This window comes from Pseudothauera lacus (genome assembly GCF_003034845.1).
Taxonomy (GTDB): domain Bacteria; phylum Pseudomonadota; class Gammaproteobacteria; order Burkholderiales; family Rhodocyclaceae; genus Pseudothauera; species Pseudothauera lacus.
Window position 1 is genome coordinate 20,226 of sequence record NZ_PZKC01000010.1, and the last position, 26,431, is coordinate 46,656.

Annotated in this window: 26 protein-coding genes; 20 read left to right on the top strand and 6 right to left on the bottom strand. The window is 68.3% G+C overall.

Annotation, left to right across the window (positions count from 1 at the left end):
• Window position 1 precedes the first annotated feature (1 nt).
• On the top strand, window positions 2-1,354 hold the full coding sequence (locus C8261_RS12225; RefSeq protein WP_219905200.1) for an ATP-binding protein: 1,353 nt from the start codon (window positions 2-4) through the stop codon (window positions 1,352-1,354).
• On the opposite strand, the gene C8261_RS12230 is transcribed toward C8261_RS12225, so the two are convergent.
• On the bottom strand, window positions 1,329-2,276 hold the full coding sequence (locus C8261_RS12230; protein WP_107494006.1) for a sensor domain-containing diguanylate cyclase: 948 nt from the start codon (window positions 2,274-2,276) through the stop codon (window positions 1,329-1,331). The two genes, C8261_RS12225 and C8261_RS12230, sit on opposite strands and share 26 nt — an antisense overlap.
• A 287-nt stretch (window positions 2,277-2,563) precedes the next feature.
• Between C8261_RS12230 and C8261_RS12235 the strand changes: the two genes are divergently transcribed.
• From C8261_RS12235 to C8261_RS12245, 3 genes are all read left to right on the top strand, one after another.
• Window positions 2,564-2,959, top strand: a complete 396-nt coding sequence (locus C8261_RS12235) for a PilZ domain-containing protein (RefSeq protein ID WP_181358940.1) — start codon at window positions 2,564-2,566, stop codon at window positions 2,957-2,959.
• A gap of 101 nt (window positions 2,960-3,060) precedes the next feature.
• On the top strand, window positions 3,061-4,014 hold the full coding sequence (locus tag C8261_RS12240; RefSeq protein WP_107494008.1) for an SdiA-regulated domain-containing protein: 954 nt from the start codon (window positions 3,061-3,063) through the stop codon (window positions 4,012-4,014).
• Between the two features lie 202 nt (window positions 4,015-4,216).
• On the top strand, window positions 4,217-4,873 hold the full coding sequence (locus C8261_RS12245) for a hypothetical protein (RefSeq protein ID WP_107494009.1): 657 nt from the start codon (window positions 4,217-4,219) through the stop codon (window positions 4,871-4,873).
• 10 nt (window positions 4,874-4,883) lie between these two features.
• Here the strand turns inward: C8261_RS12245 and C8261_RS12250 are convergent, their stop codons facing one another.
• A complete protein-coding gene (locus C8261_RS12250; protein ID WP_107494010.1) occupies window positions 4,884-5,780 on the bottom strand; it encodes a LysR family transcriptional regulator in 897 nt (298 codons plus the stop codon).
• Between the two features lie 106 nt (window positions 5,781-5,886).
• Between C8261_RS12250 and C8261_RS12255 the strand changes: the two genes are divergently transcribed.
• The 3 genes from C8261_RS12255 to C8261_RS12265 are packed head-to-tail and all read left to right on the top strand — an operon-like array spanning window position 5,887 to window position 7,412.
• The gene (locus tag C8261_RS12255; RefSeq protein ID WP_107494011.1) at window positions 5,887-6,528 is read left to right on the top strand and encodes an NAD(P)-dependent oxidoreductase; all 642 of its coding nucleotides are present in this window, start codon (window positions 5,887-5,889) and stop codon (window positions 6,526-6,528) included.
• 42 nt (window positions 6,529-6,570) lie between these two features.
• Window positions 6,571-6,990, top strand: a complete 420-nt coding sequence (locus tag C8261_RS17665) for a type II toxin-antitoxin system Phd/YefM family antitoxin (protein WP_235864914.1) — start codon at window positions 6,571-6,573, stop codon at window positions 6,988-6,990.
• The gene (locus tag C8261_RS12265; RefSeq protein WP_107494012.1) at window positions 6,987-7,412 is read left to right on the top strand and encodes a type II toxin-antitoxin system VapC family toxin; all 426 of its coding nucleotides are present in this window, start codon (window positions 6,987-6,989) and stop codon (window positions 7,410-7,412) included. The genes C8261_RS17665 and C8261_RS12265 overlap by 4 nt, the downstream gene beginning before the upstream one ends.
• Before the next feature lie 62 nt (window positions 7,413-7,474).
• Here the strand turns inward: C8261_RS12265 and cydC are convergent, their stop codons facing one another.
• From cydC to C8261_RS12280, 3 genes are all read right to left on the bottom strand, one after another.
• Window positions 7,475-9,145 carry a thiol reductant ABC exporter subunit CydC gene (gene cydC / locus C8261_RS12270; protein WP_107494013.1) on the bottom strand — a complete coding sequence of 557 codons (1,671 nt, stop codon included), beginning with the start codon at window positions 9,143-9,145 and terminating at the stop codon, window positions 7,475-7,477.
• A complete protein-coding gene (cydD, locus tag C8261_RS12275) occupies window positions 9,142-10,896 on the bottom strand; it encodes a thiol reductant ABC exporter subunit CydD (RefSeq protein WP_181358941.1) in 1,755 nt (584 codons plus the stop codon). The genes cydC and cydD overlap by 4 nt, the downstream gene beginning before the upstream one ends.
• Window positions 10,897-11,387: 491 nt before the next feature.
• Complete coding sequence (locus tag C8261_RS12280) at window positions 11,388-12,356, bottom strand: DNA ligase (RefSeq protein ID WP_107494015.1); 969 nt, start codon at window positions 12,354-12,356, stop codon at window positions 11,388-11,390.
• A gap of 104 nt (window positions 12,357-12,460) precedes the next feature.
• Here C8261_RS12280 and pdxR point away from each other — a divergent pair, with 104 nt between their 5' ends.
• The 5 genes from pdxR to C8261_RS12305 all read left to right on the top strand — a co-directional run bounded on the left by pdxR (window position 12,461) and on the right by C8261_RS12305 (window position 17,721).
• A complete protein-coding gene (gene pdxR, locus C8261_RS12285) occupies window positions 12,461-13,936 on the top strand; it encodes a MocR-like pyridoxine biosynthesis transcription factor PdxR (RefSeq protein WP_107494016.1) in 1,476 nt (491 codons plus the stop codon).
• A 125-nt stretch (window positions 13,937-14,061) separates the two neighbouring features.
• Window positions 14,062-14,340 carry a type II toxin-antitoxin system RelE/ParE family toxin gene (locus tag C8261_RS12290; protein ID WP_107494017.1) on the top strand — a complete coding sequence of 93 codons (279 nt, stop codon included), beginning with the start codon at window positions 14,062-14,064 and terminating at the stop codon, window positions 14,338-14,340.
• Between the two features lie 9 nt (window positions 14,341-14,349).
• Window positions 14,350-14,658, top strand: a complete 309-nt coding sequence (locus C8261_RS12295; RefSeq protein WP_107494018.1) for a HigA family addiction module antitoxin — start codon at window positions 14,350-14,352, stop codon at window positions 14,656-14,658.
• Window positions 14,645-16,465, top strand: a complete 1,821-nt coding sequence (locus tag C8261_RS12300; RefSeq protein ID WP_107494123.1) for an ABC transporter transmembrane domain-containing protein — start codon at window positions 14,645-14,647, stop codon at window positions 16,463-16,465. Before C8261_RS12295 ends, C8261_RS12300 begins: the two co-directional genes overlap by 14 nt.
• 62 nt (window positions 16,466-16,527) lie before the next feature.
• Window positions 16,528-17,721 (top strand): tetratricopeptide repeat protein, encoded by a 1,194-nt coding sequence (locus tag C8261_RS12305; protein WP_107494019.1) that lies wholly within the window; start codon window positions 16,528-16,530, stop codon window positions 17,719-17,721.
• 38 nt (window positions 17,722-17,759) lie between these two features.
• Here the strand turns inward: C8261_RS12305 and leuA are convergent, their stop codons facing one another.
• Window positions 17,760-19,466: a 2-isopropylmalate synthase gene (leuA, locus tag C8261_RS12310; RefSeq protein WP_107494020.1), complete on the bottom strand. Its 1,707-nt coding sequence runs from the start codon at window positions 19,464-19,466 to the stop codon at window positions 17,760-17,762.
• Between the two features lie 185 nt (window positions 19,467-19,651).
• Between leuA and C8261_RS12315 the strand changes: the two genes are divergently transcribed.
• The 8 genes from C8261_RS12315 to C8261_RS12350 all read left to right on the top strand — a co-directional run bounded on the left by C8261_RS12315 (window position 19,652) and on the right by C8261_RS12350 (window position 26,421).
• Window positions 19,652-20,119 carry an Lrp/AsnC family transcriptional regulator gene (locus tag C8261_RS12315; RefSeq protein WP_181358944.1) on the top strand — a complete coding sequence of 156 codons (468 nt, stop codon included), beginning with the start codon at window positions 19,652-19,654 and terminating at the stop codon, window positions 20,117-20,119.
• 62 nt (window positions 20,120-20,181) lie between these two features.
• A complete protein-coding gene (locus C8261_RS12320; RefSeq protein WP_107494022.1) occupies window positions 20,182-20,979 on the top strand; it encodes a YiiX/YebB-like N1pC/P60 family cysteine hydrolase in 798 nt (265 codons plus the stop codon).
• A gap of 47 nt (window positions 20,980-21,026) precedes the next feature.
• Entirely contained in the window at window positions 21,027-21,989 is a 963-nt protein-coding gene (locus C8261_RS12325) for a DMT family transporter (RefSeq protein WP_107494023.1), read from the top strand.
• 159 nt (window positions 21,990-22,148) lie between these two features.
• Window positions 22,149-22,703 (top strand): flavodoxin, encoded by a 555-nt coding sequence (locus C8261_RS12330; RefSeq protein WP_107494024.1) that lies wholly within the window; start codon window positions 22,149-22,151, stop codon window positions 22,701-22,703.
• On the top strand, window positions 22,703-22,978 hold the full coding sequence (locus tag C8261_RS12335) for a DUF6156 family protein (protein ID WP_107494025.1): 276 nt from the start codon (window positions 22,703-22,705) through the stop codon (window positions 22,976-22,978). The genes C8261_RS12330 and C8261_RS12335 overlap by 1 nt, the downstream gene beginning before the upstream one ends.
• A 126-nt stretch (window positions 22,979-23,104) precedes the next feature.
• Window positions 23,105-25,015: a tRNA uridine-5-carboxymethylaminomethyl(34) synthesis enzyme MnmG gene (gene mnmG / locus C8261_RS12340; RefSeq protein WP_107494026.1), complete on the top strand. Its 1,911-nt coding sequence runs from the start codon at window positions 23,105-23,107 to the stop codon at window positions 25,013-25,015.
• Entirely contained in the window at window positions 25,012-25,650 is a 639-nt protein-coding gene (rsmG, locus tag C8261_RS12345) for a 16S rRNA (guanine(527)-N(7))-methyltransferase RsmG (RefSeq protein WP_107494027.1), read from the top strand. The genes mnmG and rsmG overlap by 4 nt, the downstream gene beginning before the upstream one ends.
• Window positions 25,651-26,421, top strand: a complete 771-nt coding sequence (locus C8261_RS12350; protein ID WP_107494028.1) for a ParA family protein — start codon at window positions 25,651-25,653, stop codon at window positions 26,419-26,421.
• Window positions 26,422-26,431: the final 10 nt, after the last annotated feature.

The window sequence follows — 26,431 nt, forward strand, 5'->3', positions numbered from 1 at the left end:
GGTGGCGCTGTCGCTGCGCAGCCGCCTGCTGGCGGTATCGGTGGCGGTGCTGATCGCCTTCGTCGTGCTTACCGGTCTGGTGCTCGATCGCGCCTTCCGCGACAGTGCCGATACCGCCCAGCAGGCCCGCCTGGAGGCGCTGCTGTATCTGCTGATGGGCAGTCTGGAAGTGGATGCCGATGGCACGCTGCATCTTCCCGCGCAGCTGCCGGAGGCCCGTCTGGCGCTGCCCGCTTCCGGCCTCTACGCAGCAATCCGCCGCGTCGATGCCGACGACGGCGCCGCGGTGCGCGCACCGACGCGCTGGCGCTCGCCTTCGGCGATCGGCGTCGACCTCGCCCTGGAGGCGCTGCTGGAGGCCGGTGAACGCCGCAACGAGGTGCGCACCGGTGGCGACGGCATGGTCTTCCGCGTACTCACCCAGGGGGTGCGCTGGGAGATCGGCGAGCGCCCGTCGCGGATCACCTTCAGCGTCGCCGCGCCACTCGCCGCGCGCGGCGCCGACGTGGCGAGCTATCGCCACAGCCTGTGGACGGCGCTGGCGGCGATGGCCGTCGCCCTGCTGTTTGCCCTGGTGCTGGTGCAGCGCTGGGGCTTGCGCCCCTTGCGCCGTCTGGCGCGCGACATCGCGGCGATGGAGGCGGGTGAGGCGCGGCGTCCGGGCGCTGGTGCGCAGCCGCGCGAGCTGGCGCCGCTGGTCGACAATCTCGATCGCCTGCTGGCCCGCGAGCATGCGCTGGTCGAGCGTCAGCGCAAGGCGCTCGCCGACCTCGCCCACAGCCTCAAGACGCCGCTGGCGATCCTGCGCAATGCGGCACCTGACGACAGCCTGCCGGCAGTGGTGGGGGAGCAGGCACGGCGCATGGAAGACATCGTCCACTACCAGCTGCAGCGTGCCGCCACCGCGGGGGCGAGCCGCCTTGCCGCGGCACGCCCGCTTGCGCCGCTGGTCGACCGCCTGCTGGCCAGTCTGGGCAAGGTGCATGGCCAACGCCGGCTGGAGCTGGTCAATGCGGTGCCGGTGGATCTGGGCGCGCGCATCGACGAGGGCGACGCCCTCGAACTGCTCGGCAACCTTGCCGATAACGCCTGCAAGTGGGCGGCCGGCCGTGTAGTGGTGAGTGCCGTACGCCAGGGCGGCGGCCTGCGCCTCAGTGTCGACGACGACGGCCCCGGTTTTCCCGATGGCGTGGCCCTGCCCCAGCGTGGCCTGCGCGGCGACGAACGCACCCCCGGCCATGGCATCGGCCTGGCGATGGCGCACGACATTGCCCTGGCCTATGGCGGAGAGCTGAGCTTTGCACGCAGCCCGCTGGGTGGGGCGCGGGTCAGCGTGTGGCTGGCGGAATGCTGAAGCTGCTGCCCTGTTCCGCCATGGCGCGGTTGCGGCCGGCACGTTTGGCGGCGTACAGCGCGTTGTCGGCGCGCCTGAGCACCCCCTCGATGCTGGCGTCGGTGGCGTCGAGCATGCCAATGCCGGCACTGATGGTATAGCTGACTGGCCCGTCGCCGCAGACCACAGGTTGTGCAGTGATGTGCTGGCGCAGGCGCTCGGCGAGCAGCACGGCGCCGTCAACGGTGGTGTCGGGGGCGAGGATGGCGAACTCCTCGCCACCCAGGCGCGCGAGCAGGTCCGACTCGCGCATCAGCACGCGCGCCGAGTCGCACAGATGCCTGAGCACCTCGTCGCCGCTGGCGTGCCCCCGGCGGTCATTGATGCGCTTGAAGCGGTCGATGTCGATCATGATCACCGACAGCGCCATGCCGGTGCGGCGGGCGCGGGCAAACTCTTCCTGCGCGCGTTTGAAGAAGCAGCGGCGGTTGGCGACGCCGGTCAGCGGATCGCGGTTGGATTGCGCTTCCAGCAGGTGTTCGTAGCGCTTGCGCTCGGAAATGTCGCGGAAGAACCACACCCGCCCGAGGTAGCGCTGCTGCTCGTCCCACAGCGCAGTGGAATGGCGCTCCAGGGTACGGTCGTCGTTGAGCGCGATCTCGCTTACGTCGTGGAGCGTGGGGTCGGCATAGAGCGCCTCGACGCGAGCGAGAAAGGCCTCGGGGTCCTTGATCAGGCGCAGGGCCTGATCAAGCAGCAGGCGGTCGTGGATGGCCCCGGTGGCGACCTCTGGCGCCCCCAGGGTGAGCCGGAAGATGTCCAGAAAGCGCTGGTTGAAGGACACCACGGTGCCCGCCTGGTCGACCACCAGAATGCCGTCGGGCGAAGCCTCGTGGATGGCCTCGATCAGCGAATGCTCGAACTGCCTTTGCGCGCTTGCCAAGACACCGCTCCCGGTAAGGGATTAAACGGAGGTGATAAAGGTCGCCGATCATGCCAGCTGTTTACCCGGCACTGCACCGGTGGTCAGCTGCGTGCAGAGCATGGCCGATTAGTACTACGAGTATATGCCCGGCGTCGTCGCGGCGTCATCCGGTGCACGGTTTGGAGCAAAAAAGTCGCTACCCAATATGGATTGAGGTGCAATAATGAATCCCGCTCATTTGGATGACAAACGCCTGCCCGATCCCGGGTCACCTGCTGCGCTGCGGTCCGGAGGCGTTGCCATATATGGAAGAACGGCGCAAACATCCCCGCTATCCGGCGTGCTGGCGCGTGCTGATACATTGCCACTGCTATCACGACCGCGAGCGCAGAATCTTCGACGGGACGACGGCCGACGTCTCGCTGGGTGGTTTCTGCGTGCATTGCGACCACAACCTGTGCACCTCGCGCAAGGTGGACGTCATCCTGCTCATTCCACCCCTGCATTCCGGCGGGCAAGCCCACAAGCTGGTGCTCAGGGGGCGCACCGGGCAGACCGTGCTGGCCGGCGAGACCGGCGCCTTCCGCACCGGCGTACAGTTCCTCAACATCGACGAGTCCCAGCACCGTCTGCTGGCCCAGCACCTCGATGCACGCTTTCGCTACCATCTTGCCCGGATGATCGGCCAGGACGGGGGCTGAGTGGCCACCCCGCTGCCACTTTGACGTTTTCTTGACATCTCCTTGACGGCCCTCCGACGCCGGTACAGGCAGGATGACGCTTTCCACGCCGCCTCCTACCAATGCCCCGTCTCCGCCTGCGCCACTACCTGGCCGCCGCACTGTCGCTGCTGGCCATCGTCTTTGCCACCTACTACCGCCTGCCCGCCCTGGCCTGCTACTGGTTGAGCATGCAGCACGGCGCGTCGCAGTGGCGCCACGAAGGATTGTGGCTGCCAGCCTACCGCGTGACCGTGGAAGGGCTGGCGGTGGAAGGAGTCGGCGGCAACCTTTCCGGGCTGACCTTCAACGAGCGCAGCGGCACGCTGTTCGCAATCATCAACCGCCCTGCCGAGATCGTCGAGCTGAGCACCGCCGGGGCGGTGCTGCGCCGCATCGCCGTCCGCGGGGCCTCCGATACCGAGGGGATCAGCCATATCGTCGACGATCTCTTCGTGATCGCCGATGAACATCGCCATCAACTCCACTTCGTGCGTATCGGCGAGGATGTCACCGAGGTCGATGTCGGTGAGGCGCCCACTGTCGGGCTGGCCATCGACCTGACGCGCAACCTCGGTTTCGAGGGCGTGTCCTGGGACGCCGCCAACCGCCGCCTGTACGTCGGCAAGGAAAGATCGCCGATGCGCGTGCTGACCGTCGATGGGCTGGAAACCCTGGTCAATGGCCAACGCATCGACCTGCAGATCGGCGAATGGAAGCCGCCGCGGGCGCGCACCCTGTTCATGCGCGATCTGTCTTCGCTCAGTGCCCACGAGGCCACCGGCAACATCCTGCTGCTCAGCGACGAGAGCGCGCTGATCGTCGAGTACGCGCCCGACGGCACGCCGGTGAGCATGCTGCCGATGTGGCGCGGCCTCCACGGCCTGCGCCGCAGTGTGCCGCAGGCCGAGGGACTGGCGATCGGCCCGGACGGCACCCTGTACGTGCTCTCCGAGCCCAACCTGTTCTACCGCTTCGAGCGCAAGGATCCGGCGCGCTGGGCGGCGGCGCAGCGGTCTGACGGCGACGGCTCCTGATCATCCGGCTGCGGATGAACGGGTTGACCTTACCCTGGCAACCGCGTTATGCAAGAATCATCACCTCGTCCACTGCTGACGAGGGGGCAAATGGGCACCGGCCGCCGGGAGGCAACTCCCGTTTGCCCACCGGCTGCAGTGTTCCGTCCTGAACCGCGGCCGGCGATGATTTCTGCCACAGCGCCGCTGGAGTCACCCCTGCATGTACGCCCGCCTGCCGAACCTTGCGCTGCTCGTGATCCTGTCTGCCTGCGCGACGCCGCCGCAGGCGCAGCCTTGGTTCAACGCCCGTGCGTTTGCCGGCATGGTTTCGGCGCCGGCTCAGGGTGAGCCGGCAGCACTCGATATCGTCCTTGACGGGGTTGATGGCGGGGAGCTGCGGATCAGTGACTGTAAGCAGGTCGAACGCCTGCCGCGGGCGCGCGTCGTCGACGCGCAGCAGGGCCTGGTCGATGTCCTGCGCATCAACTGCGAGGCCTACCGGCAGTTCCTCGCCGGCGGGCCGGCACTGCATTCAAGCTTGCCGGCGGACTTCGACGCCGCCTTTGTTGCCCGCTTGCCCGCGGCCGTGCTCCCGGAAGGGCAGGACGGCGGAGCAAGCGGCACTCTCGGCGATTCGCCGCTGGTCCTCGCCATCGAGGCCGCCGGCGGTGGTCGTATGGCCATCCGGACGGCGGCCAGCGATGTTGTCCTGACCTTGCTGGCGCGTACCGACGTGGATAGTGATGGCCACGAGGACATCCTGCTCAGCGTGGGGTGGCGTGTGCGCGGGGCCTTCGGGCGTGGCGTGGCCTTGCTGCGCCTTACGCACACGGGGCCGGATGACGCCATCGAGGTCGTCGAGCGCTTTCTGCCGTGAGCGGCGGCGCTCAGTAACGCGTGCCCGGCGTGGTGCGCAGATAGTCCTCCAGTGCGGCGATGGCGTGGCGCACCTTGGCCGGCTGGGCGTCGCGCTGCGGCGTGACGGCGAGAATCGGCATGCCGGGCAGCGTCCAGTCGGGCAGCACCGGCACCAGGCGGCCGCTGCGCAACTCGGCTTCGACGTCGGGGCGCACCATCATGCCGATGCCCAGTCCGGCCGCGCACATCTGCTGCAGGCTGAGTTGATTGTTGCTGGTGACCTGGGGGGCGATGTGCAGCACGACCTGCTCGCCGGTCGGGCCGCTGAGCGCCAGCGTGCCCGACTCGTGCGGTGCGCCCATCCAGCGGTGTTCGCGCAGGGCGGCGGGCGTGTGCGGCGTACCGTGGGCGGCGAGATAGGCCGGTGCGGCACACAGCACCATGTCGAACACGCACAGCCGGCGCGCGCTCCAGCCCGAATCCGGCAGCCGCCCGGCGCGCAGGGCGAGGTCGATGCGTGCTTCGACCAGGTCGATCAGGGCGTCGTCCACCTGCAGGTGCAGGGCCAGCGCGGGGTGGCGTTCGAGCAGCGGTGCGAGGGCCGGCGCGACATGGCGCGCGAAGCCGACCGGGGCGGAGATGCGCAACTGGCCCACGGGGGCGTCGTGCGCCAGTTGCAGATGGGCTTCGGCGTTTTCGGCGGCGTTGACCATCGCCTGGCAGTGCACGGCGAAGCGTTCGCCGGCGTCGGTGAGGGTGAGCTTGCGCGTGCTGCGGTGGACCAGGGTGACGCCGAAGCCCTGCTCCAGGGCGCGCAGGTGCTGGCTGACCGCCGAGGTGCTGATGCCCAGATGGCGGGCGGCCTGGCTGAGCGAGCCGTGGCGCACCAGGGCGGCGAACACGGCCATGCGGCGAAAGTCGGTCATTCTTAAGTTCTGCTTCAAGGTGTTGTCCGATTTTGCCGACTGCACATCGGATTGTGAAGTCGATATCGTTGCGCCACCTCTTACTTCAACGCAGATGGAGCAACCCATGAAGATCGCACTGATCGGCGGTACCGGTTTCGTCGGTAGCGTCGTGCTCGAAGAACTCCTGCAGCGCGGCCATGCAGTGACCGCGCTGGCGCGCAATCCTGGCAAGTACGTCGCCCGTCCGGGGCTTGCAGTGGTGCACGCCGATGTGCTGGACGCGGCGCAGGTGGCTGTGGCGGTGCGCGGCCACGATGCCGTGGTCAGCGCCTACAACCCCGGCTGGGGCGAGGCGGACATCCATGCGCTCTTCCTGCGCGGCAGCGCCGCGATCGTCGACGGCGTGAAGGCGGCCGGCGTGCAGCGCCTGCTGGTGGTGGGCGGGGCCGGCAGCCTGTATGTCGCGCCCGGCGTCCAGCTGGTCGATACCGCGGGCTTCCCGGCGGAGTACAAGCAGGGTGCACTGGCGGCACGCGAAGCGCTCGAGCGCATCCGCACGGAGCGCACGCTGGAGTGGACCTTCCTGTCGCCGCCTGCGCTGCTCGTGCCCGGGGCGCGCAGCGGGCGCTACCGGCTGGGCAGTGAGGAACTGCTGATGGACGGCGAGCGTCCGGCCAGCATCTCGGTGGCCGATCTGGCGGTGGCGATCGCGGACGAGATCGAGCATCCGCAGCATCTGCGCAGGCGCTTCACCGTGGCGGCCTGAACGCGCCAAAGTCCCTGTCTCCCGGCCATCCAGCGGTCGCCCTTGAATTCGAAACCCGACGACAAGGCGCTGGAGCGCCGGCTTTCAACTGGTAACCACGGTGAAACATGGGGCTGTGAGAAATGCGGGTTAACGCTTTGGCGAGGGGCGTGGCTCAGCCTTGATATTTGTCGACTGGTCTTTAAGCTGGTCTATGCGCACAGCAAGGGGATGATCATGAACATTAAAGTTGGATCATACGAAGCAAAGACCAAGTTGCCGGAGCTGTTGCGAGGCATTCAGGCCGGCAACCGCTACACCATCACCCTGCGTGGCGAAGCTGTAGCCGATCTTGTGCCGGCAGAAGGCAACAAGAACTCGGATGCCGTGGCTGCCGTCGATGACATGCTGTCGTTCATGCGGACGCACAAGTCGGTGGGGGATGTTGATCTGAAAGCACTGATCAACGAGGGACGTGCATGAATTTCGTTCTCGATGTGTCGGTAGCACTTCTCTGGCTGGCACCCGAAACCAACCCGGCGGGTGTCGATTACGCTACCGACGTATTGACCGGTCTCAAAGAGGCACAAGCCGTCGTACCCTCACTGTTGGCGCTTGAAATTGCCAATGTCGTGGCCAAGCTCGAAGCCAGAGGAGGCGTGACTGAAGCAGAATCGCAGCGCTATCTCACCCTCCTTGGGCGCCTGAATATCACCGTCGATCAGGCAACGGCAGCCCATGCCATGGGCGCCACCCTGAATCTCGCCCGGCGTTACAAGCTGTCGGCCTACGACGCGGCTTATCTGGAACTGGCACTGCGCACCGGCCTGCCGTTGGCAACCCTTGATGCCGGTCTGGCCAGGGCGGCGACTAACGCAGGTGTTTTGCTATTTGGCTCTCACTGAGCGTTGGGGAAGCGGTTCGTTGCATAGATATCCGCATAGCCGTCGGTGTTAGCGCGAAATAATTACGAATCAAGGCAGAGCACCCGGTCGAACGCTGTTTCGACGCCATCGCGGTGGCTGATCCAGAGCACGGTCCGCCCCTGCAGGTGGGCCCGCAGGCGGCTGATCAGCAGGGCTTCTGCCGCTGGGTCGAGACCTTCGCTGGGTTCATCGAAGAGCATGATCGGGGCGTCGCGCAGCAGGGCCCGGGCAATCCCCAGGCGTCGGCGCTGACCACCGGAAAGGCTGGTGCCGCCTTCCTCGATCCAGGTGTTCAAACCATCTTGCCAGCCGAGCTTGTCAGGATCGAGGTCGACCACCTCGAGCACTGCGCGCATCTGCGCCTCCGAAACCGTCGGGTCGGCCAGGCGCAGGTTGTCGGCCAGTGTGCCGGTCTTGGCCCAGGCGTCTTGACCGGCGCAGGCCACGTGCTTGCGCAGCGTGGTTTCGTCCAGTTCGGTGATGTCGACGCCGCCGATGCGGATGCTGCCACTGGCCGGCGTCTCGAAACGGGTCAGCAGGTGGATCAGGGTGCTCTTGCCGCAGCCGCTGGCGCCTTGCAGGCAAAGGTGCTCACCGGCGGCAAGGTCGAGGTTCAGCGCCGAAAATACCGGGGTGTGAGCGTCCCAGGCAAAGCTCAGTCCGCGGATTTCGATACTGGCATCGACCGGTTGCCGGCCTTGATCGACGAAGGTCTGGGCTGGCATTTGTCCGGCAATCGCGTCAATCCGCTGTGCCGCGGCGGCTGTCCCCGGCAGGTCGAGCGCCGCATTGGCCAGCGGCAGCAGGGCTTCGCTGCAACCGAGCAGAAGCAGCACCAGGGCGGCTATCCAGGGGCCGGACAGGGGTTCGCTGCCGGCCATTTCCGGGAGCAGGCCGAGGGCGAGCCAGGCCAGCAGGCCGACCAACATCGTCACCAGCGCCCGCAGCGTGGCCGCGCGGCGACCGCTGCCGGCCTGCACCTGCAGCCACTGCGCCGAGGTGCTCAGCACCCGCTGGCGTTGCTGCTCCCAAGCTGGCGCGTGCAGCGAAAGATCTTCCAGCCCTTCGCTGCAGTCGAGCAAATGGATGCGCAGCGTTGCCCGCTCGCGGATCAGCCTTGGCTGCAGGACGCTGCCCAGGCGCCAGCCGAGCAAGGGCAGGACGACCAGGGTCATCGCCAGCAGCAGTAGCGGCAGCCAGAGCAGGCTGGGCGCGACCACGGCAAACATCAGCGTGACCAGCAGGAAGACTATCGTTGCCGCGGCGGTCGGGAGGATCAGGCGCGGGTAGAGATTGTCCAGGGCGTCAATATCACGGACCAGCCGGTTGAGGGTTTCGGCCCCGTGAAAACGGCCGATCTGGCGGGGCGAGAGCCTGGCCAGGTGGCGGTAAAGCCAGACGCGCAGTGCGGCCAGCAGGCGGAAAGTGCCCTCGTGCGAGACGACGCGCTCGCCCCAGCGGCTGGCGGTGCGCATGATCGCAAAGCTCCGGACACCGGCGCCGGGGGTGAAGAAATTGAAGGCCAGCGCGGTAGCCGGCGTCAGTCCGGCGATGGCCGCAGCGGTGAGGAAGCCACCGGACAGGCTGAGCAGTCCCAGGCTGCCGATCAGTGTCAGGACGCCGAGCAGCAGGCCAACGGCCAGCCAGCCGCCGGCGCCGGAGAGGCGGCCGAAAAATGGGCGCAGGGCCTGCAAACCTTCCTGAAGTCTCATGCCGGGCTCCCGCAAAGATCCGCCAGAGGCGGCTCAAAAGGCGTCGCCGCGGCGACCAGCTGACCGTTTTCCAGGCGCAATACCCGGTCGGCAAGACATAGCGGTGCCGGGCGATGGGTGAGCAGGATCAGGGTCTTGCCACGGCGCAATTCAGCAATCCGCGCCATCACCCATTGTTCGGTCTGGGCATCCAGGCTCGCCGTCGGTTCGTCAAGCAGCAGGACGTCGGCACGGCGCAGGCGAACCCGCGCCAGGGCAAGGCGCCGCAGTTGTCCGCCGGACATCTGCCGGCCACCTTCACCGAGGCGTGTGGACAAGCCGTCGGGCAGGCCCTGGAACCAGCTTTCCAGATCAGCAAAACGCAGGGCTTCGCGCAGCGCATCGTCGCTGGCGTCGTGTCTGGCGACGCGCAGATTGGCGGCCAGGGTGTCCGAGATCAGGCGCGGATGCTGGCTCATCCAGGCTACCCGTTCGCGCCAGGCCATCAGGTCCAGCGATTCGATCGGCTCGCCATTGATCAGCACTTGGCCGCTGGCCGCCCGCAACTGACCGAGCACCAGGCGCAGCAGCGTGGTTTTACCACCGCCGCTCGGGCCCTGAATGGCGACCGCTTCACCGGGTGCGACCCGCAGCGAGCAATCGTCGAGCACGGTTTCGCCCTGGCGATGGGCAAAGCCAACCCGTTCGAGGCGCAGTTCCGGCATGCCTTCGCCAACCGGCTGAGTACCGCCGGCCGGCTGCTGACTTTCGGCGTCGAGGATGGTCTGCAGTTCGCCGGCAGCAGCCAGGGCTTCGGCCCGGGCGTGATAATGCGTGCCCAGATCGCGCAGCGGTTGATAAAACTCGGGCGCCAGCAGCAGGGCGAAAAGCGCGAGTTCGAGGCCAAGCGCCTCGCCGTACAGCCCGAAATCCAGATAGCCGAGCAAGCTCATGCCAAAATAGACAGCCGTCATGGCAATCGACACCGAGGCAAAGAACTCGAGCACCGCACCGGAAAGAAAGGCCAGCCGCAGCACGCTCATGGTCCGCTGGCGGAATTCCTCGCCGACCTGGGCGACTTCGTCGCCGAGTCGATGCTGGGCGTCAAGCAGGCGCAGCGTCGGCAATCCCCGGATCAGGTCGAGGAAATGGCCGCTCATCCGCTGCAGCGCCTGAAACTGTTCGGTCTGTCGCTGGCGAGCCCCCCAGCCGACGAGAATCATGAAGACCGGAATCAGGGGCGCCGTCGCCAACAGGATCAATGCGGCGGCCCAGGAGGAGGGCAGGATGACGGCGACGATCATCAGCGGCGTCAGTACGGCAAACCACTGCTGCGGGCGGTAGCGGGCGAAGTAGCCATCGAGCGCCTCGACCTGTTCCAGTAGCGCCGTGGTCAGACTGCCAGATTGCTGTTTTTCCCGCCAGGCCGGACCAAGACGGTAGAGCGCATCGATCAGGGTGCTGCGCAGCCGGGCGCGAACGGCAAGCGAAATGCGTGTTCCGGCCTCTTCGCGAACGATGCCGGCCAGCGCCCGCAGGACCACGCAGAGCAGGATCAGCAGCCAGGGCTGATGGAGTTCGGCGAAGGCCTGTTCGTCGATGATCAGGGTGTGCAGCACCCGTGCCAGCAGCGCAGCAAACAGGATGGTCATCACCGTCTGGAAAATGCCGGCGGCGAGCAGTAAGGAGGACCACCCTGGATGACGCCCAAATTCGCGGGTGATTCGTTTGAGCGCCAGCTTGTGCGCGTCTTGTTGGGCTTGTGACAACATGCTCTCCAGTACAGCGCGTAAATCTATCACAGCCCGACGTTCCCATCGTTGCCCCTGGACGCGACACCATGTCGCCCTCAGAGGGGTTCGTTGGGACGCCAAACTGGATAGCCGAAGATGTTTGATCGGAGAAATACTCATTCCGTTGGCAACGCCCGAGGGTGCCGAAGAACATCTGCAGGAACACAAGGACTGGCACCTCCTCAGCTACGAGCAGATCACGTTGAAGATACCCGGAGCGCTTGACGCAGGAAACGGGTACTCCGTTCGCCCTGTCGAAGCCCGGTCGCCGCCAACGTCCTTCGACAAGGCTCTCCTGAGCGTAGCCGAAGGGCTCAGGGCGAACGGCCGTGCCTGTTTCACTGCCGGGCTAATAACCCGCGCTTCTCACACCGTCCCTACTGCGGGTGCCGTTACGCTCACACTGGCACGTCGTGACGTGCCAGTGTGAGAAATGCGGGCCTGGCGCAGGATGCTGCGCCCTTGCGCCCTCAGGGCAGATCGCGCACGCGCAGGAAACGCGGAAAGCGCGGCTGGCCGGACGGGGTGAGTTCGCGGTAGCGGTAGGTCACCATGCTGCCCAGTGGCGGCGGGTCGCGCCGTTGTGCGTCGCTGAGTCCGCTGCCGAGGCGGAAGCGGCGCCCATCCGGGCTCTCCACCAGTAGCGAGCCGGTCAGGCCCTGCAGGCGGCCTTTGCCCGGCAGGTGGGCGACCACCCGCGCTTCGGCGTCCTGCCATGGGGTGAGCTTGCGCAGCGCGCCGCTGCGCCCTGGCGACCAGTGGGCGTCGGCATGGTGCAGCATGAGGCCTTCACCGCCGCTCCGCACGACGTCGTCGAACAGGGCCTGCAGTGCGCTGCGGTTGGCCACGCGCACTTGCGCAACGGCCTGCAGCCAGGGTGTGGCGGGGTTGGCACCGAGGCGTCGCAGGTGCTCGACGCGGTCGGTGAACGGACCGTCCGCGCCGGGCAGGTCGAAGAGCATGTAGCGCACCTCCTGCCAGGCCGGATCGTCCGGCGCGTTGCGGCGGATCAGGCCGGAGAGGCGGTCGAAGCTGCGCCGTCCCATCCACAGTTCGCCATCGAGCGCCTCGGCCGGCAGGCCGCCGAGGAACCAGTGCGGCGCGGCAATCGGCCGCCCGCTGCGCAGGCGCAGCACCCGGCCGTCCCAGATCGCGCGCACGCCGTCGAGCTTCTCGCTCACCCAGTAGGCCGCCGGATCGAGTTCGTCGTGCCAGCGTTCGCCCAGCATCACCGCCGGCGGCTGCGAGGCGCAGGTTGGCGAGGGCGCGACGCACAGCAGGGCGGCAAGGGCGACGCCACGCAGCAGGTGGGCGGCATCGACCACCGCGGCGACGGTTTGCGCATCGTAATGGGCGCGATCGGGCAGGCGGCGCACACGGCTGCGCGCGGATGGCGCGGTGGCAGGACTGGATGGGGTGCGGGGGGCGTTTGCAGGCATGTCGATGCGGCTCCGGTGGTCGGGTGAGTGCTCAGGCAAAGCCAGCATAGGTCGCCTGTGGCACCATGCGTAGTGCCACCAGAATGCACAATCATGGAGCCACCATGCCCGCCGACCTCCCGCCTCATGCCGCGCCCACCGGGACTGCCGGGGCGTTCCACTGGCTGCTGGCGGCGCCCCGTCCCCACGCCGTAGCGCGTCAGCAACTGCTCTACCAGCGCCTGCGCGCCGCCATCCTGGAAGGCCGGCTGGCGCCCGGCACGCGGCTGCCGGCCAGCCGGGCGCTGGCCGAAGAACTGGGGATCGCGCGCAACACCGTGCTCCATGCCTACGAGCAACTGGTGGCGGAGGGCTGCCTGCAGGCCGGGCGCCACGGTACCCGGGTGGCGGCCCTGGCGAGCGGGCACAGCGCGCCACCGGCCACGCCGCCGCGCTTGCCGGGGCTGGCGCGGCGCGCCTGCATGGCCTTGCAGCCGCAGGCCGGCCCCGCCCATGACGCCCTGCTGCTCGCGCCGGGCCTGCCGGACCTGGGGCAATTCCCCTTCCGCGCTTGGCGCGCCAGCCTGGAGCGGAGCTGGCGCGCGGCGACGTCCGCGCAACTGGGCTACGCCCCGCATGGCGGCGAGCCGGCGTTGCGCGCCGCGCTGGCCGAGCATCTGAGCACCGTGCGGGGCTTCGCGGTACGCCCGCGGCAGGTGGTGATCACCAGCGGCACCCAGGCCGGCCTCGACCTCTGCGCCCGCCTGCTGGCCGATGAGGGCGATACCGCCTGGGTGGAGAACCCGGGCTATCCGGACGCGCGCGCGGCGCTGGGGCTGGCCGGACTGGCCCTGCATGCGGTGGCCGTGGATGGCGAGGGCCTGGCACCGGCCGTGGGAGACTGGCAGACCCACCCCCCACGGCTGATCCTGCTCACCCCGTCGCACCAGTACCCCAGCGGCCATGTGCTGTCACTGCCGCGCCGCATCGCGCTGCTCAATGGTGCCCGCCGCGCCGGGGCGTGGATCGTGGAAGACGACTACGACAGCGAATTCCGTCGCGGCGGTCCCGCCCTGCCGGCGCTCTACGGCCTGCAGCCGGACGCCCCGGTGGTGTATGCCGGCACCTTCAGCAAGACCCTCTACCCCGGCCTGCGCATCGGCTACCTGGTGGTGCCGGAGGCCCTGGCGGACGACTTCGTGCGCGCCGCCGGCCAAGTCACGCGGCTTGGACAGGGCATCGAACAGGCGGCGCTGGCGGACTTCATCCGCCGCGGTCACTACACCGCCCACCTGCGCCGCACCCGCCGCCTCTACGAGCGCCGCCAGGCCGCGCTGCGCGAGGCGCTCGCCCGCCAGCCGGGCGCGGAGCTGGCCGTCACCGGCGGTGCGGCCGGCCTGCACCTCACCCTGTGGCTGCCCCCCGAGCTGGCCGATGTCGACATAGCCCAGCGTGCCACCACGCTCGGCCTGGGGCCGCGCCCGTTGTCGCGCTACACCCTGCCGCCCTTGCGCTGCAACGGCCTGGTGCTGGGCTACGCCACCCTGGATGAAAGCCAGGCTATGGAGGCGGTGCGGCGCCTGCGGCTGGCGATGAAGTGACGCCTGGGTGTCGATCCGTGGTAGGTTCGGTGATATGTCAAGCGCATTATCAGGGGGCGAGCCTGTCGTGTCCTGAGGTACGATCTGTTCGACGGTTGTTTTGCGTTAAGCTACACTACACATCAATGATCAAGAGCTTTCGGCACAAGGGTATCGAGGCCTTCTTCTGCAAGGGCTCGCGGGCGGGAATTCAGTCTCATCACGCGTCGCGGCTCGCCCGTCAGTTGCGGCAACTGGATTGCGCGCGGGGGGCGGAAGACATGAATCTGCCCGGCTGGCGGCTTCACCCTCTTGCGCATGACCTGAACGGCCACTGGTCGGTGTGGGTGAATGGCAACTGGCGCCTCACCTTTGCATTCGATGGCGACGATGCGGTACTGGTGGACTACCGCGACTATCACTAGGAAATCGACATGGCACGCATGTTCAACCCCCCGCATCCCGGAGAGACGCTGCGCGAGGATGTGCTGCCCGCGCTCGGCTTGACGGTCACCGAGGCGGCGCAGCAACTCGGCGTGACGCGTACCGCGCTGTCGCGCGTGCTGCATGGGCACGCCGGCATCTCGCCGGAGATGGCGCGGCGTATCCAGGCCTGGCTGGGCGTGGATCGCGGCGGGCGTGCCGAAGTGTGGCTGAGGATGCAGATGGACTACGACCTGTGGATGGCCGAGCAGCGTCCCTTGCCCCCGGTCATGCGTGCGCCGGACCGTGCGGCGGGCTGACAGCGCCGGCAGCGCTGCCGTCCGGCAACCTGCGGCGGCCGCGCCCCCGCCGCTCTCCGCGCTGCGCGGCCTGTGGCCCTTCCTGCGTCCCTACCGCGCGCAGCTGCTGCTCGCCTTCGTGCTGCTCAGCGTGGCTTCGGCCACCATCCTGGTAGTGCCGCTGGCCTTTCGCGACCTGATCGACAGCGGTTTCGGCGATGGCGTGGCGAACGGCGCCGGCCTGCTCGGCGCGCACACCCTCGACGGCCACTTCATTGCGCTGTTCGGCCTCGCGGGCTTCTGGGCGCTGACCGTGGCGGCGCGCTTCTACACCGTCTCCTGGGTGGGCGAGCGGGTCACCGCCGACCTGCGCAGCGCGGTGTATGCGCGGGTGCTGGGGCAGTCGCCGCAATTCTTCGAGACCCTGCAGACCGGCGAGGTGCTGTCGCGCCTGTCGGGTGACACCACGCTGGTGCAGACGGTGGTCGGCAGCTCGCTGTCGATGGGCCTGCGCAGCCTGTTCCAGAGTGTGGGCGGGATGGTGATGCTGGCGCTCACCAGCTTCCAGCTCTTCGCGCTCAACCTCGGCCTGATGGTGTTGCTCACCCTGCCGATACTGGCCATCGGGCGGCGCGTGCGGCGCCTGTCGCGCGAATCGCAGGACCGCATCGCGGACGCCTCCGCGCTGGCCGGCGAGATCCTCAACGCCATGCCCACGGTGCAGGCCTTCACCCAGGAGGCGGCGGAGGCGCGGCGCTTCGCCGAGCGCAGCGAAACCGGCTTCCGCACCGCGATCCGCCGCACCCGCGTGCGCGCGCTGCTCACCGTGCTGGTGATCACGGCGGTGATGGGCAGCATCCTCTTCGTGCTCTGGGTGGGCGCCCAGCAGGTGCGCGCCGGCAGCCTGAGCGGCGGCGAGCTGGCCGCCTTCGTGCTGTACGCCGCGCTGGTGGCCGGCGGGGTGGGCACGCTGGCCGAGGTGTGGGGCGACATCATGCGCGCCGGCGGCGCCAGCGAGCGCCTCCTGGAGCTGCTCCACGCCGCGCCGGCGATCCGCGAGGCGGCGCGCCCGCAGGCGGCCGTCGCGGCGGACCAGGCGGCACTGCGTTTCGAGGCGGTGAGCTTCGCCTACCCGGCGCGTCCCGCGCAGCGCGCGCTGGACGACATCGACCTGGACATCGCGCCCGGCGAGCGGGTGGCGCTGGTGGGGCCCTCGGGGGCGGGCAAGACCACGCTGTTCCAGCTCCTGCTGCGCTACTACGACGTGTCCGCCGGACGTATCCTGATCAACGGCCAGGACGTGCGCGAGCTGGCCCTGCATGAACTGCGCGGCGAGATCGCCATCGTGCCGCAGGATGCGGTGATCTTCTCCGCCAGCGCGCTGGAGAACATCCGCTATGGCCGCCCCGCGGCGAGCGATGAAGAGGTGTTCGCCGCGGCGCGCGCGGCGGCCGCCGACGAGTTCATCGCCCGCCTGCCGGAAGGCTACGGCACCTTCCTTGGCGAGCGCGGCACGCGGCTCTCAGGCGGGCAGCGCCAGCGCATCGCCATTGCGCGCGCGATCCTCAAGCGCGCCCGCGTGCTGCTGCTCGACGAAGCCACCAGCGCGCTCGACGCAGAGTCCGAGATCCTCGTGCAGCGCGGCCTCGCGGCGGCCATGCAGGGGCGCACCACGCTGATCATCGCCCACCGCCTGGCCACCGTGCAGCAGGTCGACCGTATCGTGGTGATGGAGCAGGGGCGCATCGTCGAGACCGGCACGCCGGCGGATCTGCGCGCCCGTGGCGGCCTCTACGCCCGCCTGGCCGCACTGCAGCTCGATCTGTAGGGTACAGCGGGAAAAGCGCTATCCTTGCGCGCCATCGCACAGACAACCGGATCGAGGAGTTCATGGACGCAAGCCTGGAGCAAGCACGCAGCCTGTTCGTCGAAGGCATCGAGCATTTCGAGGGCGGCCGCCTGGATGCCGCGCGTGAGCGCTTCGCCGCAGCTCTGGCGCTGGCGCCGGGGCGCCCGTCGGTGCTCGGCAACCTCGGCATCACGCTGTTCCGCCTTGGTCGCATGGAAGAAGCCGTCGCGGCACTGGAAGCCGCGGTGGCCGGCGATGCCGACTACGACGATGCTTGGTTCGCCCTGGGCGGCGCCCGTCATGCGCTGGGTCACTGGGCGGCAGCGGCGCAGGCCCTTGGCGAAGGTCTGGCGCGCAGCCCGCAGCGTGTCGAGCCCTGTGTGCTGCATGCCGAATGCCTGCACCGCGAGGGCGATCTGCCGGCGGCGTTGGCCGCCTATGAGCGTGCGCTGGCACTCGACCCTGCACTGGCGGCGGCGTGGACCGAGCGCGGCAGCATCCTGCGCGAACTGCAGCGCTTCGACGAGGCCGCGGCGTCCTTCGAGAAGGCCCTCGCGCTGGGCGGCGATGCCGATCTCAACGCCTTCTATCTGGCCGCGGTGCGCGATGCCGCCGGGCAGGAGGCTGCGCCACCGCCGCGGCGTTACGTGGAATCCCTGTTCGACGCCTACGCGGAGGATTTCGAGGATCACCTCGTTGGCCAATTGCGCTACCAGGGCTTCGAAACCCTGCTGCGCCCCCTGCTTGACGAGGCCGCGCCCGGCGAAGTGCTCGACCTGGGTTGCGGTACCGGACTGTGCGGCAGGCAGTTGCAGGGCGTGGCCACTGCCGTCGACGGGGTCGACGTTTCCGCCGAGATGATCGCGCGCGCGCGCGGTAGCGGCCATTACCGTGAGCTCTGGCATGCCGAGCTTGCCGAGCATCTGGAAGCCAGCGCACGGCACTACGACTGCGTGGTGGCGGCAGACGTGTTCATCTACGTTGGTGAGCTGGCAACGGTGTTTGCCGGCGTGCGCCGCATCCTGCGCCCCGGTGGGCGCTTTGCGTTCACCGTCGAGGCCGGCGAGGCGGGCAGCGGGGTGCGCCTGCTGCCCAAGCTGCGCTACACCCATGCCCCCGACTACCTGCGCAGCCTTGCCGAGGCGCACGGCTTCACCGTCAGCGCCATGTACTCCGCGCCCATCCGCCATGACCAGGATCGGCCGGTGCCGGGTCTGTACGTACACCTGCGCTGAGCGGCGAGGCCCGCCGCGGGACGGGGCGGGCGTGCCGCTCACGCCGCCAGCGTGCGCTCGCCGGCACCGAGTTGCAGGTCGAGGCGATTCACCCCGCTGACGATGGCGCGGATCGACGCGGTGACGATGTTGCCGTCCAGCCCCACGCCGTAGCAGTCGCCGCGCCCTTCCGCGGTGAGCTCCAGGAAGGCGCAGGCGCGCGCCTCGCCGGCGTCGTGGCTGGGGGCGAGCGAGCGTTCCTCGTAGCTGCGCACGGTGATGTGGATGCCGGCGCCCTGCAGCGCGTGCACCGCGGCGTCGATCGGCCCGTTGCCTTCACCCACCAGCAGGTGGCGGGTGCCGTCGATCTCCACCACCAGGCGGATGCCCTGTGCTGCGCCGTGCTCGAAGAGGTGGTGCTCGACGTAGCGCACCGGTTCCACGCTATCCAGATAGGTGGCGTTGAACAGATCCCAGATCGCCGCCGCGCTCATCTCGGTGCCGGTGGCGTCGGTGACCTTCTGCACCTCGCGCGAGAACTCCACCTGCAGGCGGCGCGGCATGACGATGCCGTACTCGGTCTCCAGCAGGTAGGCGATGCCGCCCTTGCCGGACTGGCTGTTCACGCGGATCACCGAATCGTAGCTGCGGCCGACGTCGGCGGGGTCGATCGGGAGATAGGGTACGTTCCACGGCGCGCCAGCCTTTTGAGCGGCGAAACCCTTCTTGATGGCGTCCTGGTGGGAGCCGGAGAAGGCCGTGAACACGAGATCCCCCACATAGGGGTGGCGGGGGTGGATGGGCAACTGGTTGCAGTACTCGACGGTACGCGCCACCGCGTTGATGTCGGAGAAATCGAGCCCGGGGTGGATGCCCTGGGTGTACAGGTTGAGCGCGAGGGTGACGATGTCCACGTTGCCGGTGCGCTCGCCGTTGCCGAACAGACAGCCTTCCACGCGGTCGGCGCCGGCCATCATGCCGAGCTCGGCGGCAGCCACGCCGGTGCCGCGGTCGTTGTGCGGGTGGAGCGAGAGCACCACGCTGTCGCGCCGCGCGAGATTGCGGTGCATCCACTCGACCTGGTCGGCGTAGACGTTGGGGGTGGACACTTCCACCGTGGCCGGGAGGTTGAGGATGACCTTGTCGGCCGGCGTGGCGCCCCATTCGGCGGTCACCGCGTCGCACACTTCCCTGGCGAACTCGAGCTCGGTGGCGGAGAAGGTCTCCGGGCTGTATTCGAGGGCGATCTCGGTGCCGCATTCGGCGCGCATCTCTTCGCCGATCTGCTTGATCAGGCGCACCGCGGACACCGCCAGCGCGACCACCTGCGGCTTGTCCATGTTGAACACCACTTCGCGGAAGGTCGGCGAGGTGGCGTTATAGACGTGCACGATGGCGCGCCGCGCGCCGCGTACCGATTCCATGGTGCGGCGGATGAGGTCCTCGCGCGCCTGGGTGAGCACCTGGATGGTGACGTCTTCGGGGACGTGGCCGCCTTCGATGAGCTGGCGCACGAAGTCGAAGTCGGTCTGCGAGGCGGAGGGGAAGCCGACCTCGATTTCCTTGAAGCCGATCGCGCACACGGTGCGGAACATGCGCATCTTGCGTTCCACGTTCATCGGCTCGAACAGCGCCTGGTTGCCGTCGCGCAGGTCGGTGCTCATCCATACCGGCGGACGCTCGATGAGCTTGTTCGGCCACTGGCGGTCGGCGAGCGCGATGGCGGGGAAGGGGCGGTACTTGGCGGACGGGTCGGACAACATCATGGCGGCACTCCGGGATTCGGCAGGGCAGCGCGAAGGCTGCGGGAATGGATGCCATGTTACGCGGCCAAGTGCGGCAAATGATTGCGTTATTGTGGTTCAATACGACGGATTGCGGCATATGTGTGCAGTGATGTAGAGTACGGCGCAATATTCGTTCACGATTGCCCATTGCCATGGCCAGTACCATCCAGCTCGACCGCTACGACCGCCAGATCCTCGCCGTGCTGCAGCACGATGGCCGCATCAGCAACCAGGATCTCGCCGAGCGCATCGCGCTGTCGCCGTCGTCCTGCCTGCGGCGGGTGCGCACGCTGGAAGAGTCCGGCCTCATCACTGGCTATCGCGCCCTCCTCGATGCCCGCAAGCTCGGACTCGCGCTGATGGCGCTGATCCACATCTCCATGGACCGCCACACGCCCGACCGCTTCGACCACTTCGAGGCCGAGGTGGGCGCCATCCCCGAGGTGCTCGAATGTCTGCTGATCACCGGGCAGGACGCTGACTACCAACTCAAGGTAGTGGTCGCCGACATGGACGCCTACCAGGAACTGCTGCTCCAGCGCATCACCCGCATCCCCGGCGTTACCGGCGTACATTCCAGCTTCGTGCTGCGCCGCGTGGTGGACCACACCGCCTTGCCGCTGGGTGGTTGACCAGTACAAGTGCATGACTGGTGTAGGATGTCGGGATTGTCCGTTCTCTTTCGACCGCATCGATGCTGCGCACCTCTCCTCTCCGTCGTCCCTGGCGCCTGGCGCTCGCCGCCCTGGCGCTCGTGCTCGGCGCCTGTGCCACCCAGGTGCAACGCGATGGCGACGGTGGCGCCCCCCGCCTGCAGATACAGAGCGCCTTGCTGCTCGCACCCGGCAATGGCGGGGTGAGCATTGCTGCCGATGAGCTGCGTCCCGGCGACATCATCCTTTCCGCCACCAAGGGCACGGCGTCGATCGGCATCCGCGTGTTCACCCTTGCCCCGGTCAGCCATGCGGCGCTCTACATCGGTGACGGCGAGATCGTCGAGGCCGTTGGTTCCGGGGTCCAGGTGCGCACGGTGGCGCGCTTCATCGACGAGGAATCCACGGTGGTGGCCTTCCGCCACCCCGCCATCGAAGCGGATCACGCCGCGCGTCTGCGCGATTTTGCCCGTGCCCAGGTCGGCAGCCGCTACAACGCCATGGGCGTGGTCCTGCAGGCGCCCTTTTCCGTGCAGCGGCGCCTGTGCGAACTGCCCCTCGCGCCCACCGCCCTGCGTGACGCCTGCATCCGCGGGCTGGCGGCGATCCAGCTCGGCGCGGTGCGCAACGACCGCTTCTTCTGCTCGCAGCTGGTGCTGGAAGCCTACCGCCGCGCCGAACTGCCCCTTACCGCTGCCGATCCGCGCCTGATCAGTCCGGCGGACATCCTTCACATGCGTGAGGGCGACGTACCCTCGGTGCGCATTCACCAGGCCCTCGAATACGTCGGCCACCTGCGCTTCACGCCGCCGCCGGAGACCGTTGCCGGGCGCCTCTGAGTTGCGCTGTGGCGCCCCGCGGCGCGCCATGCGACACTCCGCCGACCATGTGGATCGGAACCCTTTACGCACTGGCCGCCGGGCTGTTGTGGGGGCTGGTGTTCGTCGGCCCCCTGCTGCTGCCGGAATACCCCGGCGCCCTGCAATCGGTCGCGCGCTACCTCGCCTTCGGGCTCATCGCCCTGCCGCTGGCGTGGATGGACCGCCGCGGGCTGGCGCAGCTCAGCCGTGCCGACTGGATCGAGGCCCTCAAGCTGGCCGCGATCGGCAACCTGCTTTACTACCTCTTCCTTGCCAGCGCCATCCAGCGGGCCGGCGGACCCTTGCCGACGATGATCATCGGCACCCTGCCGGTGGTCATCGCGGTTTGCGCCAACCTGCGCGATGGCGGTCGCGACGGGCATCTGCCGTGGTTGCGCCTGGCGCCCTCGCTGGTGCTCATCGCTGCCGGCATCGCCTGCGTGAACCAGGTCGAACTGGCCGCCCTGCATGCCGACGAGAGCGCCGACCGTGGCCGCTACCTCCTTGGCGCCGTGCTCGCTGTCGCCGCAGTGGCGTGCTGGACCTGGTATCCGCTGCGCAACGCCGACTGGCTGCGTGCCCATCCCGGACGCAGTCCGCGGGTGTGGGCCACCGCCCAGGGTGTGGCCACGCTGCCGCTGGCCTTGGCCGGCTACAGCGTGCTGTGGGGCGGCATGGCGGTGAGCGGGGCCGACTTCAGCATGCCCTTCGGCCCGCGGCCGGCCTTCTTCATCGGTCTGATGTTCGCCATCGGCCTGCTCGCCTCCTGGCTCGGCACGCTGTGCTGGAACCAGGCCAGCCAGCGCCTGCCTACCGCCCTGGTCGGCCAACTGATCGTCTTCGAGACTCTCGCCGCCCTGGCCTACGCCTTCATCCTGCGCGGCCAGTGGCCTGCGTCGCTGACCCTGGCCGGCATCGCCCTGCTGGTGGTCGGCGTCATCAGCGCGTTGCGGGTGAAGCCGCAAGCGCCGGTTCAAGCCGCGGTGTGAAGGTCCGCGGACTGTCGTGATTGCGCCCTGGGCGCCAACCATGTCGCATCTCCCCCGTCGCCGACGCCCGTGACCCCGCGCGGGAGCGCGCTTGCTGCGGTGGCATGAGGCGTGCTTCACCGGATGCAGCCACTACGGCGACACACGACAGGAACCTTCATGACTCAGATCGGCATCTTCTTCGGCACCGATTCCGGCACCACCCGGCTGATCGCCAAGAAGCTCGCAAAGCTGCTCGGCGCTGCCGCGGCCAAACCGGTGAACATCAACCGCTGCAGCGCCGACGAGCTGCTGCAGTACGACGCCCTGATCCTCGGTACGCCGGCCTACGGCATCGATGAACTGCCCGGCCTCAACACTCGCATCGCCGAACCGAGCTGGCACGAGTTCATGCCTCAGGTCGCCGGGCGCAGCCTTAGTGGCAAGCGCATCGCCCTGTTCGGCCTCGGTGACCAGGAGAAGTATCCCGACCGTTTCGCTCATTCGCTGATTCACCTCTACCGCTGGGCAGTCGCGGGTGGAGCGGACGTGGTCGGCCAATGGCCGCAGGACGGCTACCAGTTCGAGCACAGCCCGGCGCTGGTCGATGGCCGCTTCGTCGGCCTGATCATCGACCAGCGTTCGCAGAGCCTGCTCACCGATGAACGCCTGCAGCGCTGGGTGGCGCAGATCGCCCCGGCACTGACCGCAGCAGCGCAACCGGAGACCCTTTGATGACCAGCCCCGTCACCATCCGCTACTTCAACACCTACAGCGGCGTGAAGCTGCCCTTCCGCCTCACCGCCGAGCTCGGCGCCGCAGAGATCGCCAACCGCAACACCTACTTCCGCGGCGAGTTCGATGCCGCCGGCACTCTGCTGGGCTTCGAGAAGCGGGTCTATGACGAAGTCGAACTGGCCCACCGCTACCACTACAGCGAAGACGGCAGCCTGTTGCGTGCCGAGATCAGCGACGCCGACGGTGAGGTGACGGTGGTCGAGACGGCTTGAGCTGAACGCTTAACCCGATGTTTGGAAATGGGAAATTCGTGGAACACGGTGATTTCGCGCTAGGCTTTCGTGCGGTGAGGGCGTAGAATCCCCCGCCTTCCCCAGCCCTGCAGTGCGGAGCGCCCCATGCTCTACCCCACCCGTTTCGATGTCATCGTGGTCGGCGGCGGCCACGCCGGGACCGAGGCCGCGCTCGCCGCGGCGCGCATGGGCGCGCGCACCCTGCTGCTCACCCACAACATCGAGACCCTGGGGGCGATGAGCTGCAACCCGTCGATCGGCGGCATCGGCAAGGGCCATCTGGTCAAGGAAGTCGATGCGCTGGGCGGCGCGATGGCCGCGGCCACCGACGAGGGCGGCATCCAGTTCCGCATCCTCAACGCCTCCAAGGGCCCGGCAGTGCGCGCCACCCGCGCCCAGGCCGACCGCGTGCTGTACAAGGCGGCGATCCGCCGCCGTCTGGAGAACCAGGAAAACCTGTGGCTGTTCCAGCAGGCGGTGGACGACCTCACCGTGGCCGGCGAGCGCGTCACCGGCGTGGTCACCCAGATCGGCCTGCGCTTCGAGGCGCCGACGGTGGTGCTGACCGCGGGCACCTTCCTCAACGGCCTGATCCATGTCGGCATGGAGAATTACTCCGCCGGGCGCGCCGGCGATCCGCCGGCGATCTCGCTCGGCGCGCGCCTGAAGGAACTGGCGTTGCCGCAGGGCCGCTTGAAGACCGGCACGCCGCCGCGCCTGGATGCGCGCACCATCGACTTCTCGGTGATGACCGTGCAGCCGGGCGATGACCCGGTGCCGGTGTTCAGCTTCCTCGGCTCGGCCGCCCAGCACCCGCGCCAGCTGCCGTGCTGGATGACACAGACCAACGAACGCACCCATGACGTGATCCGCGCCAACCTCGACCGCTCGCCGATGTACTCCGGGGTGATCGAGGGCGTGGGGCCGCGCTACTGCCCGTCCATCGAGGACAAGATCCATCGCTTTGCCGACAAGGACAGCCACAACATCTTCCTCGAGCCGGAAGGCCTGGAGACGCACGAGATCTACCCCAACGGGATTTCTACCTCGCTGCCCTTCGACGTGCAGCTGGAGATCGTGCGCTCCATCCGCGGGCTGGAGAGCGCCCACATCCTGCGCCCCGGCTACGCCATCGAGTACGACTACTTCGACCCGCGCAACCTGAAGAGCTCGCTGGAGACCAAGTCGATCAAGGGGCTCTTCTTCGCCGGGCAGATCAACGGCACCACCGGCTACGAGGAAGCCGCCGCGCAGGGCCTGCTCGCCGGTGCCAACGCCGCGCTGCAGGTGCAGGGCCGCGAACCCTGGTGCCCGCGCCGCGACGAGGCCTACCTGGGGGTGCTCGTCGATGACCTGATCACCCGCGGGGTGGCCGAGCCCTACCGCATGTTCACCTCGCGTGCCGAGTACCGCCTGCAACTGCGCGAGGACAATGCCGACCTGCGCCTGACCGAGAAGGGCCGCGAGCTGGGCCTGGTGGATGATGTGCGCTGGGCGGCTTTCTGCGCCAAGCGCGCAGCCATCGAACGCGGCAGTGCGCAGCTGAAGGCCGCCTGGGCGCGTCCCGAGCAGATCCCCGCCGCCGAGCAGGAGCGCGTGCTGGGCAAGGCGCTGGAGCGCGAGCAGCGCTACTTCGAGCTGCTGCGCCGCCCGCAGACCAGCTACGCCAGCCTGATGAGCCTGCCCGGCGCGCCGGATGCGCCGGAGACCGATGCGCAGGTCATCGAGCAGATCGAGATCGCCGCCAAGTATCAGGGCTACATCGACCGCCAGCAGGACGAGGTGGCCAAGCAGTTGCAGGCCGAAGCCACCCTTCTGCCGGCCGGACTCGACTACGCCGAGGTGCGCGGCCTGTCGAAGGAAGTGCAGCAGAAGCTCAATGCCCACAAGCCCGAGACCATCGGCCAGGCGGGGCGCATCCAGGGCGTGACCCCGGCGGCGATCTCGCTGCTGCTGGTGTGGCTGAAGCGCCGCGACCTGGCGGCGCGCGCTGGCGAAGGGCGCAGGTCGGCATGAGCGCGCTCGCCCCCTATCGCAGCCTGCTCAGCGACGGCCTGCAGGCGCTGGGCCTCGATCTGCCGCCGGCCACGCAGGCCAGCCTGATCGCCTTCGGCGAGCTGCTGCTGAAGTGGAACAAGGTCTACAACCTCACCGCCATCCGCGCGCCGCAGGAGGTGATCACCCATCACCTGCTCGATTCGCTGGCGGTGCTGCCCCATCTGGAGGGCGTGCGCAGCCTGGCGGACATCGGCTCGGGCGGCGGCCTGCCCGGCATTCCGCTGGCCATCGCGCGCCCCGATCTGGCGGTCACTTCGGTGGAGACGGTCAACAAGAAGGCCAGCTTCCAGCAGCAGGCGAAGATCGAACTGGCGCTGGGCAACTTCGAGCCGCTCAACGCGCGCGTCGAAAAGCTCCACTCCGCGCAGCCCTTCGACGGCGTGATCTCGCGCGCCTTCTCCGAGCTGGCGCTGTTCGTCGAGCTCGCCGGCCACCTTGCCGCACCCGCTGGCCGCCTGTTTGCCATGAAGGGCGTGTATCCTGACGACGAGATCGCCCGTCTGCCAGCCGGATGGCATGTGGCGCGCAGCGATCGCCTGAACGTACCGGGGCTGGGCGCCGAGCGCCACCTGATCACTGTGGAAAGGGACTGAATGGCTCGCATCTTCTGTGTCGCCAACCAGAAAGGCGGGGTGGGCAAGACCACCACCTGCGTGAACCTGGCCGCCGCGCTGCACCAGGCCGGGCAGCGCACCCTGCTGGTGGATCTCGATCCGCAGGGCAATGCCACCATGGGCAGCGGGGTGGACAAGCGCGCGCTGGAGAAGTCGGTGTACCACCTGCTGGTGGGCCTCGCCGGTCTGGAGCAGGCGCGCGCCACCTCGCCCAGCGGTGGCTTCGACATCCTGCCCGCCAACCGCGACCTCGCCGGCGCCGAGGTCGAACTGGTCGATCTCGAACGCCGCGAGAACCGCCTGCGTGATGCGCTGAAGGCCTTCGACGACGACTACGACTTCGTCCTCATCGACTGCCCGCCCTCGCTCTCCATGCTCACCCTGAACGGCCTGTGCGCCGCGCACGGGGTGATCATCCCGATGCAGTGCGAGTACTACGCACTGGAAGGCCTCTCCGACCTGGTGAACACCATCAAGAAGGTGCACGCCAACCTCAACCGCGACCTCAAGATCATCGGCCTGCTGCGCGTCATGTTCGATCCGCGCATGACCCTGCAGCAGCAGGTCTCCGCCCAGCTCGAAGGCCACTTCGGCGACAAGGTCTTCCGCGCCATCGTGCCGCGCAACGTGCGCCTGGCCGAAGCGCCCAGCCACGGCATTCCCGGCGTGGTGTTCGACAAGTCCGCCAAGGGCGCGCAGGCCTACATGGCCTTCGCCGACGAGATGATCGAGCGCGTCAGAACGCTCTAGACAACACAGC

Bases quoted from the DNA above. Each gene is read 5' to 3' on its own strand.
- C8261_RS12280 (WP_107494015.1), bottom strand. From the start codon at position 12,356: ATGCCTGCAAACGCCCCCCGCACCCCATCCAGTCCTGCCACCGCGCCA.
- C8261_RS12265 (WP_107494012.1), top strand. From the start codon at position 6,987: ATGAATTTCGTTCTCGATGTGTCGGTAGCACTTCTCTGGCTGGCACCC.
- C8261_RS12330 (WP_107494024.1), top strand. From the start codon at position 22,149: ATGACTCAGATCGGCATCTTCTTCGGCACCGATTCCGGCACCACCCGG.
- C8261_RS12305 (WP_107494019.1), top strand. From the start codon at position 16,528: ATGGACGCAAGCCTGGAGCAAGCACGCAGCCTGTTCGTCGAAGGCATC.
- mnmG (WP_107494026.1), top strand. From the start codon at position 23,105: ATGCTCTACCCCACCCGTTTCGATGTCATCGTGGTCGGCGGCGGCCAC.
- rsmG (WP_107494027.1), top strand. From the start codon at position 25,012: ATGAGCGCGCTCGCCCCCTATCGCAGCCTGCTCAGCGACGGCCTGCAG.
- C8261_RS12235 (WP_181358940.1), top strand. From the start codon at position 2,564: ATGGAAGAACGGCGCAAACATCCCCGCTATCCGGCGTGCTGGCGCGTG.
- C8261_RS12335 (WP_107494025.1), top strand. From the start codon at position 22,703: ATGACCAGCCCCGTCACCATCCGCTACTTCAACACCTACAGCGGCGTG.
- cydD (WP_181358941.1), bottom strand. From the start codon at position 10,896: ATGTTGTCACAAGCCCAACAAGACGCGCACAAGCTGGCGCTCAAACGA.
- leuA (WP_107494020.1), bottom strand. From the start codon at position 19,466: ATGATGTTGTCCGACCCGTCCGCCAAGTACCGCCCCTTCCCCGCCATC.
- C8261_RS12255 (WP_107494011.1), top strand. From the start codon at position 5,887: ATGAAGATCGCACTGATCGGCGGTACCGGTTTCGTCGGTAGCGTCGTG.
- C8261_RS12320 (WP_107494022.1), top strand. From the start codon at position 20,182: ATGCTGCGCACCTCTCCTCTCCGTCGTCCCTGGCGCCTGGCGCTCGCC.
- C8261_RS12250 (WP_107494010.1), bottom strand. From the start codon at position 5,780: ATGACCGACTTTCGCCGCATGGCCGTGTTCGCCGCCCTGGTGCGCCAC.
- C8261_RS12240 (WP_107494008.1), top strand. From the start codon at position 3,061: ATGCCCCGTCTCCGCCTGCGCCACTACCTGGCCGCCGCACTGTCGCTG.
- C8261_RS12245 (WP_107494009.1), top strand. From the start codon at position 4,217: ATGTACGCCCGCCTGCCGAACCTTGCGCTGCTCGTGATCCTGTCTGCC.
- pdxR (WP_107494016.1), top strand. From the start codon at position 12,461: ATGCCCGCCGACCTCCCGCCTCATGCCGCGCCCACCGGGACTGCCGGG.
- C8261_RS12295 (WP_107494018.1), top strand. From the start codon at position 14,350: ATGGCACGCATGTTCAACCCCCCGCATCCCGGAGAGACGCTGCGCGAG.
- C8261_RS12325 (WP_107494023.1), top strand. From the start codon at position 21,027: ATGTGGATCGGAACCCTTTACGCACTGGCCGCCGGGCTGTTGTGGGGG.
- C8261_RS12290 (WP_107494017.1), top strand. From the start codon at position 14,062: ATGATCAAGAGCTTTCGGCACAAGGGTATCGAGGCCTTCTTCTGCAAG.
- C8261_RS12350 (WP_107494028.1), top strand. From the start codon at position 25,651: ATGGCTCGCATCTTCTGTGTCGCCAACCAGAAAGGCGGGGTGGGCAAG.
- cydC (WP_107494013.1), bottom strand. From the start codon at position 9,145: ATGAGACTTCAGGAAGGTTTGCAGGCCCTGCGCCCATTTTTCGGCCGC.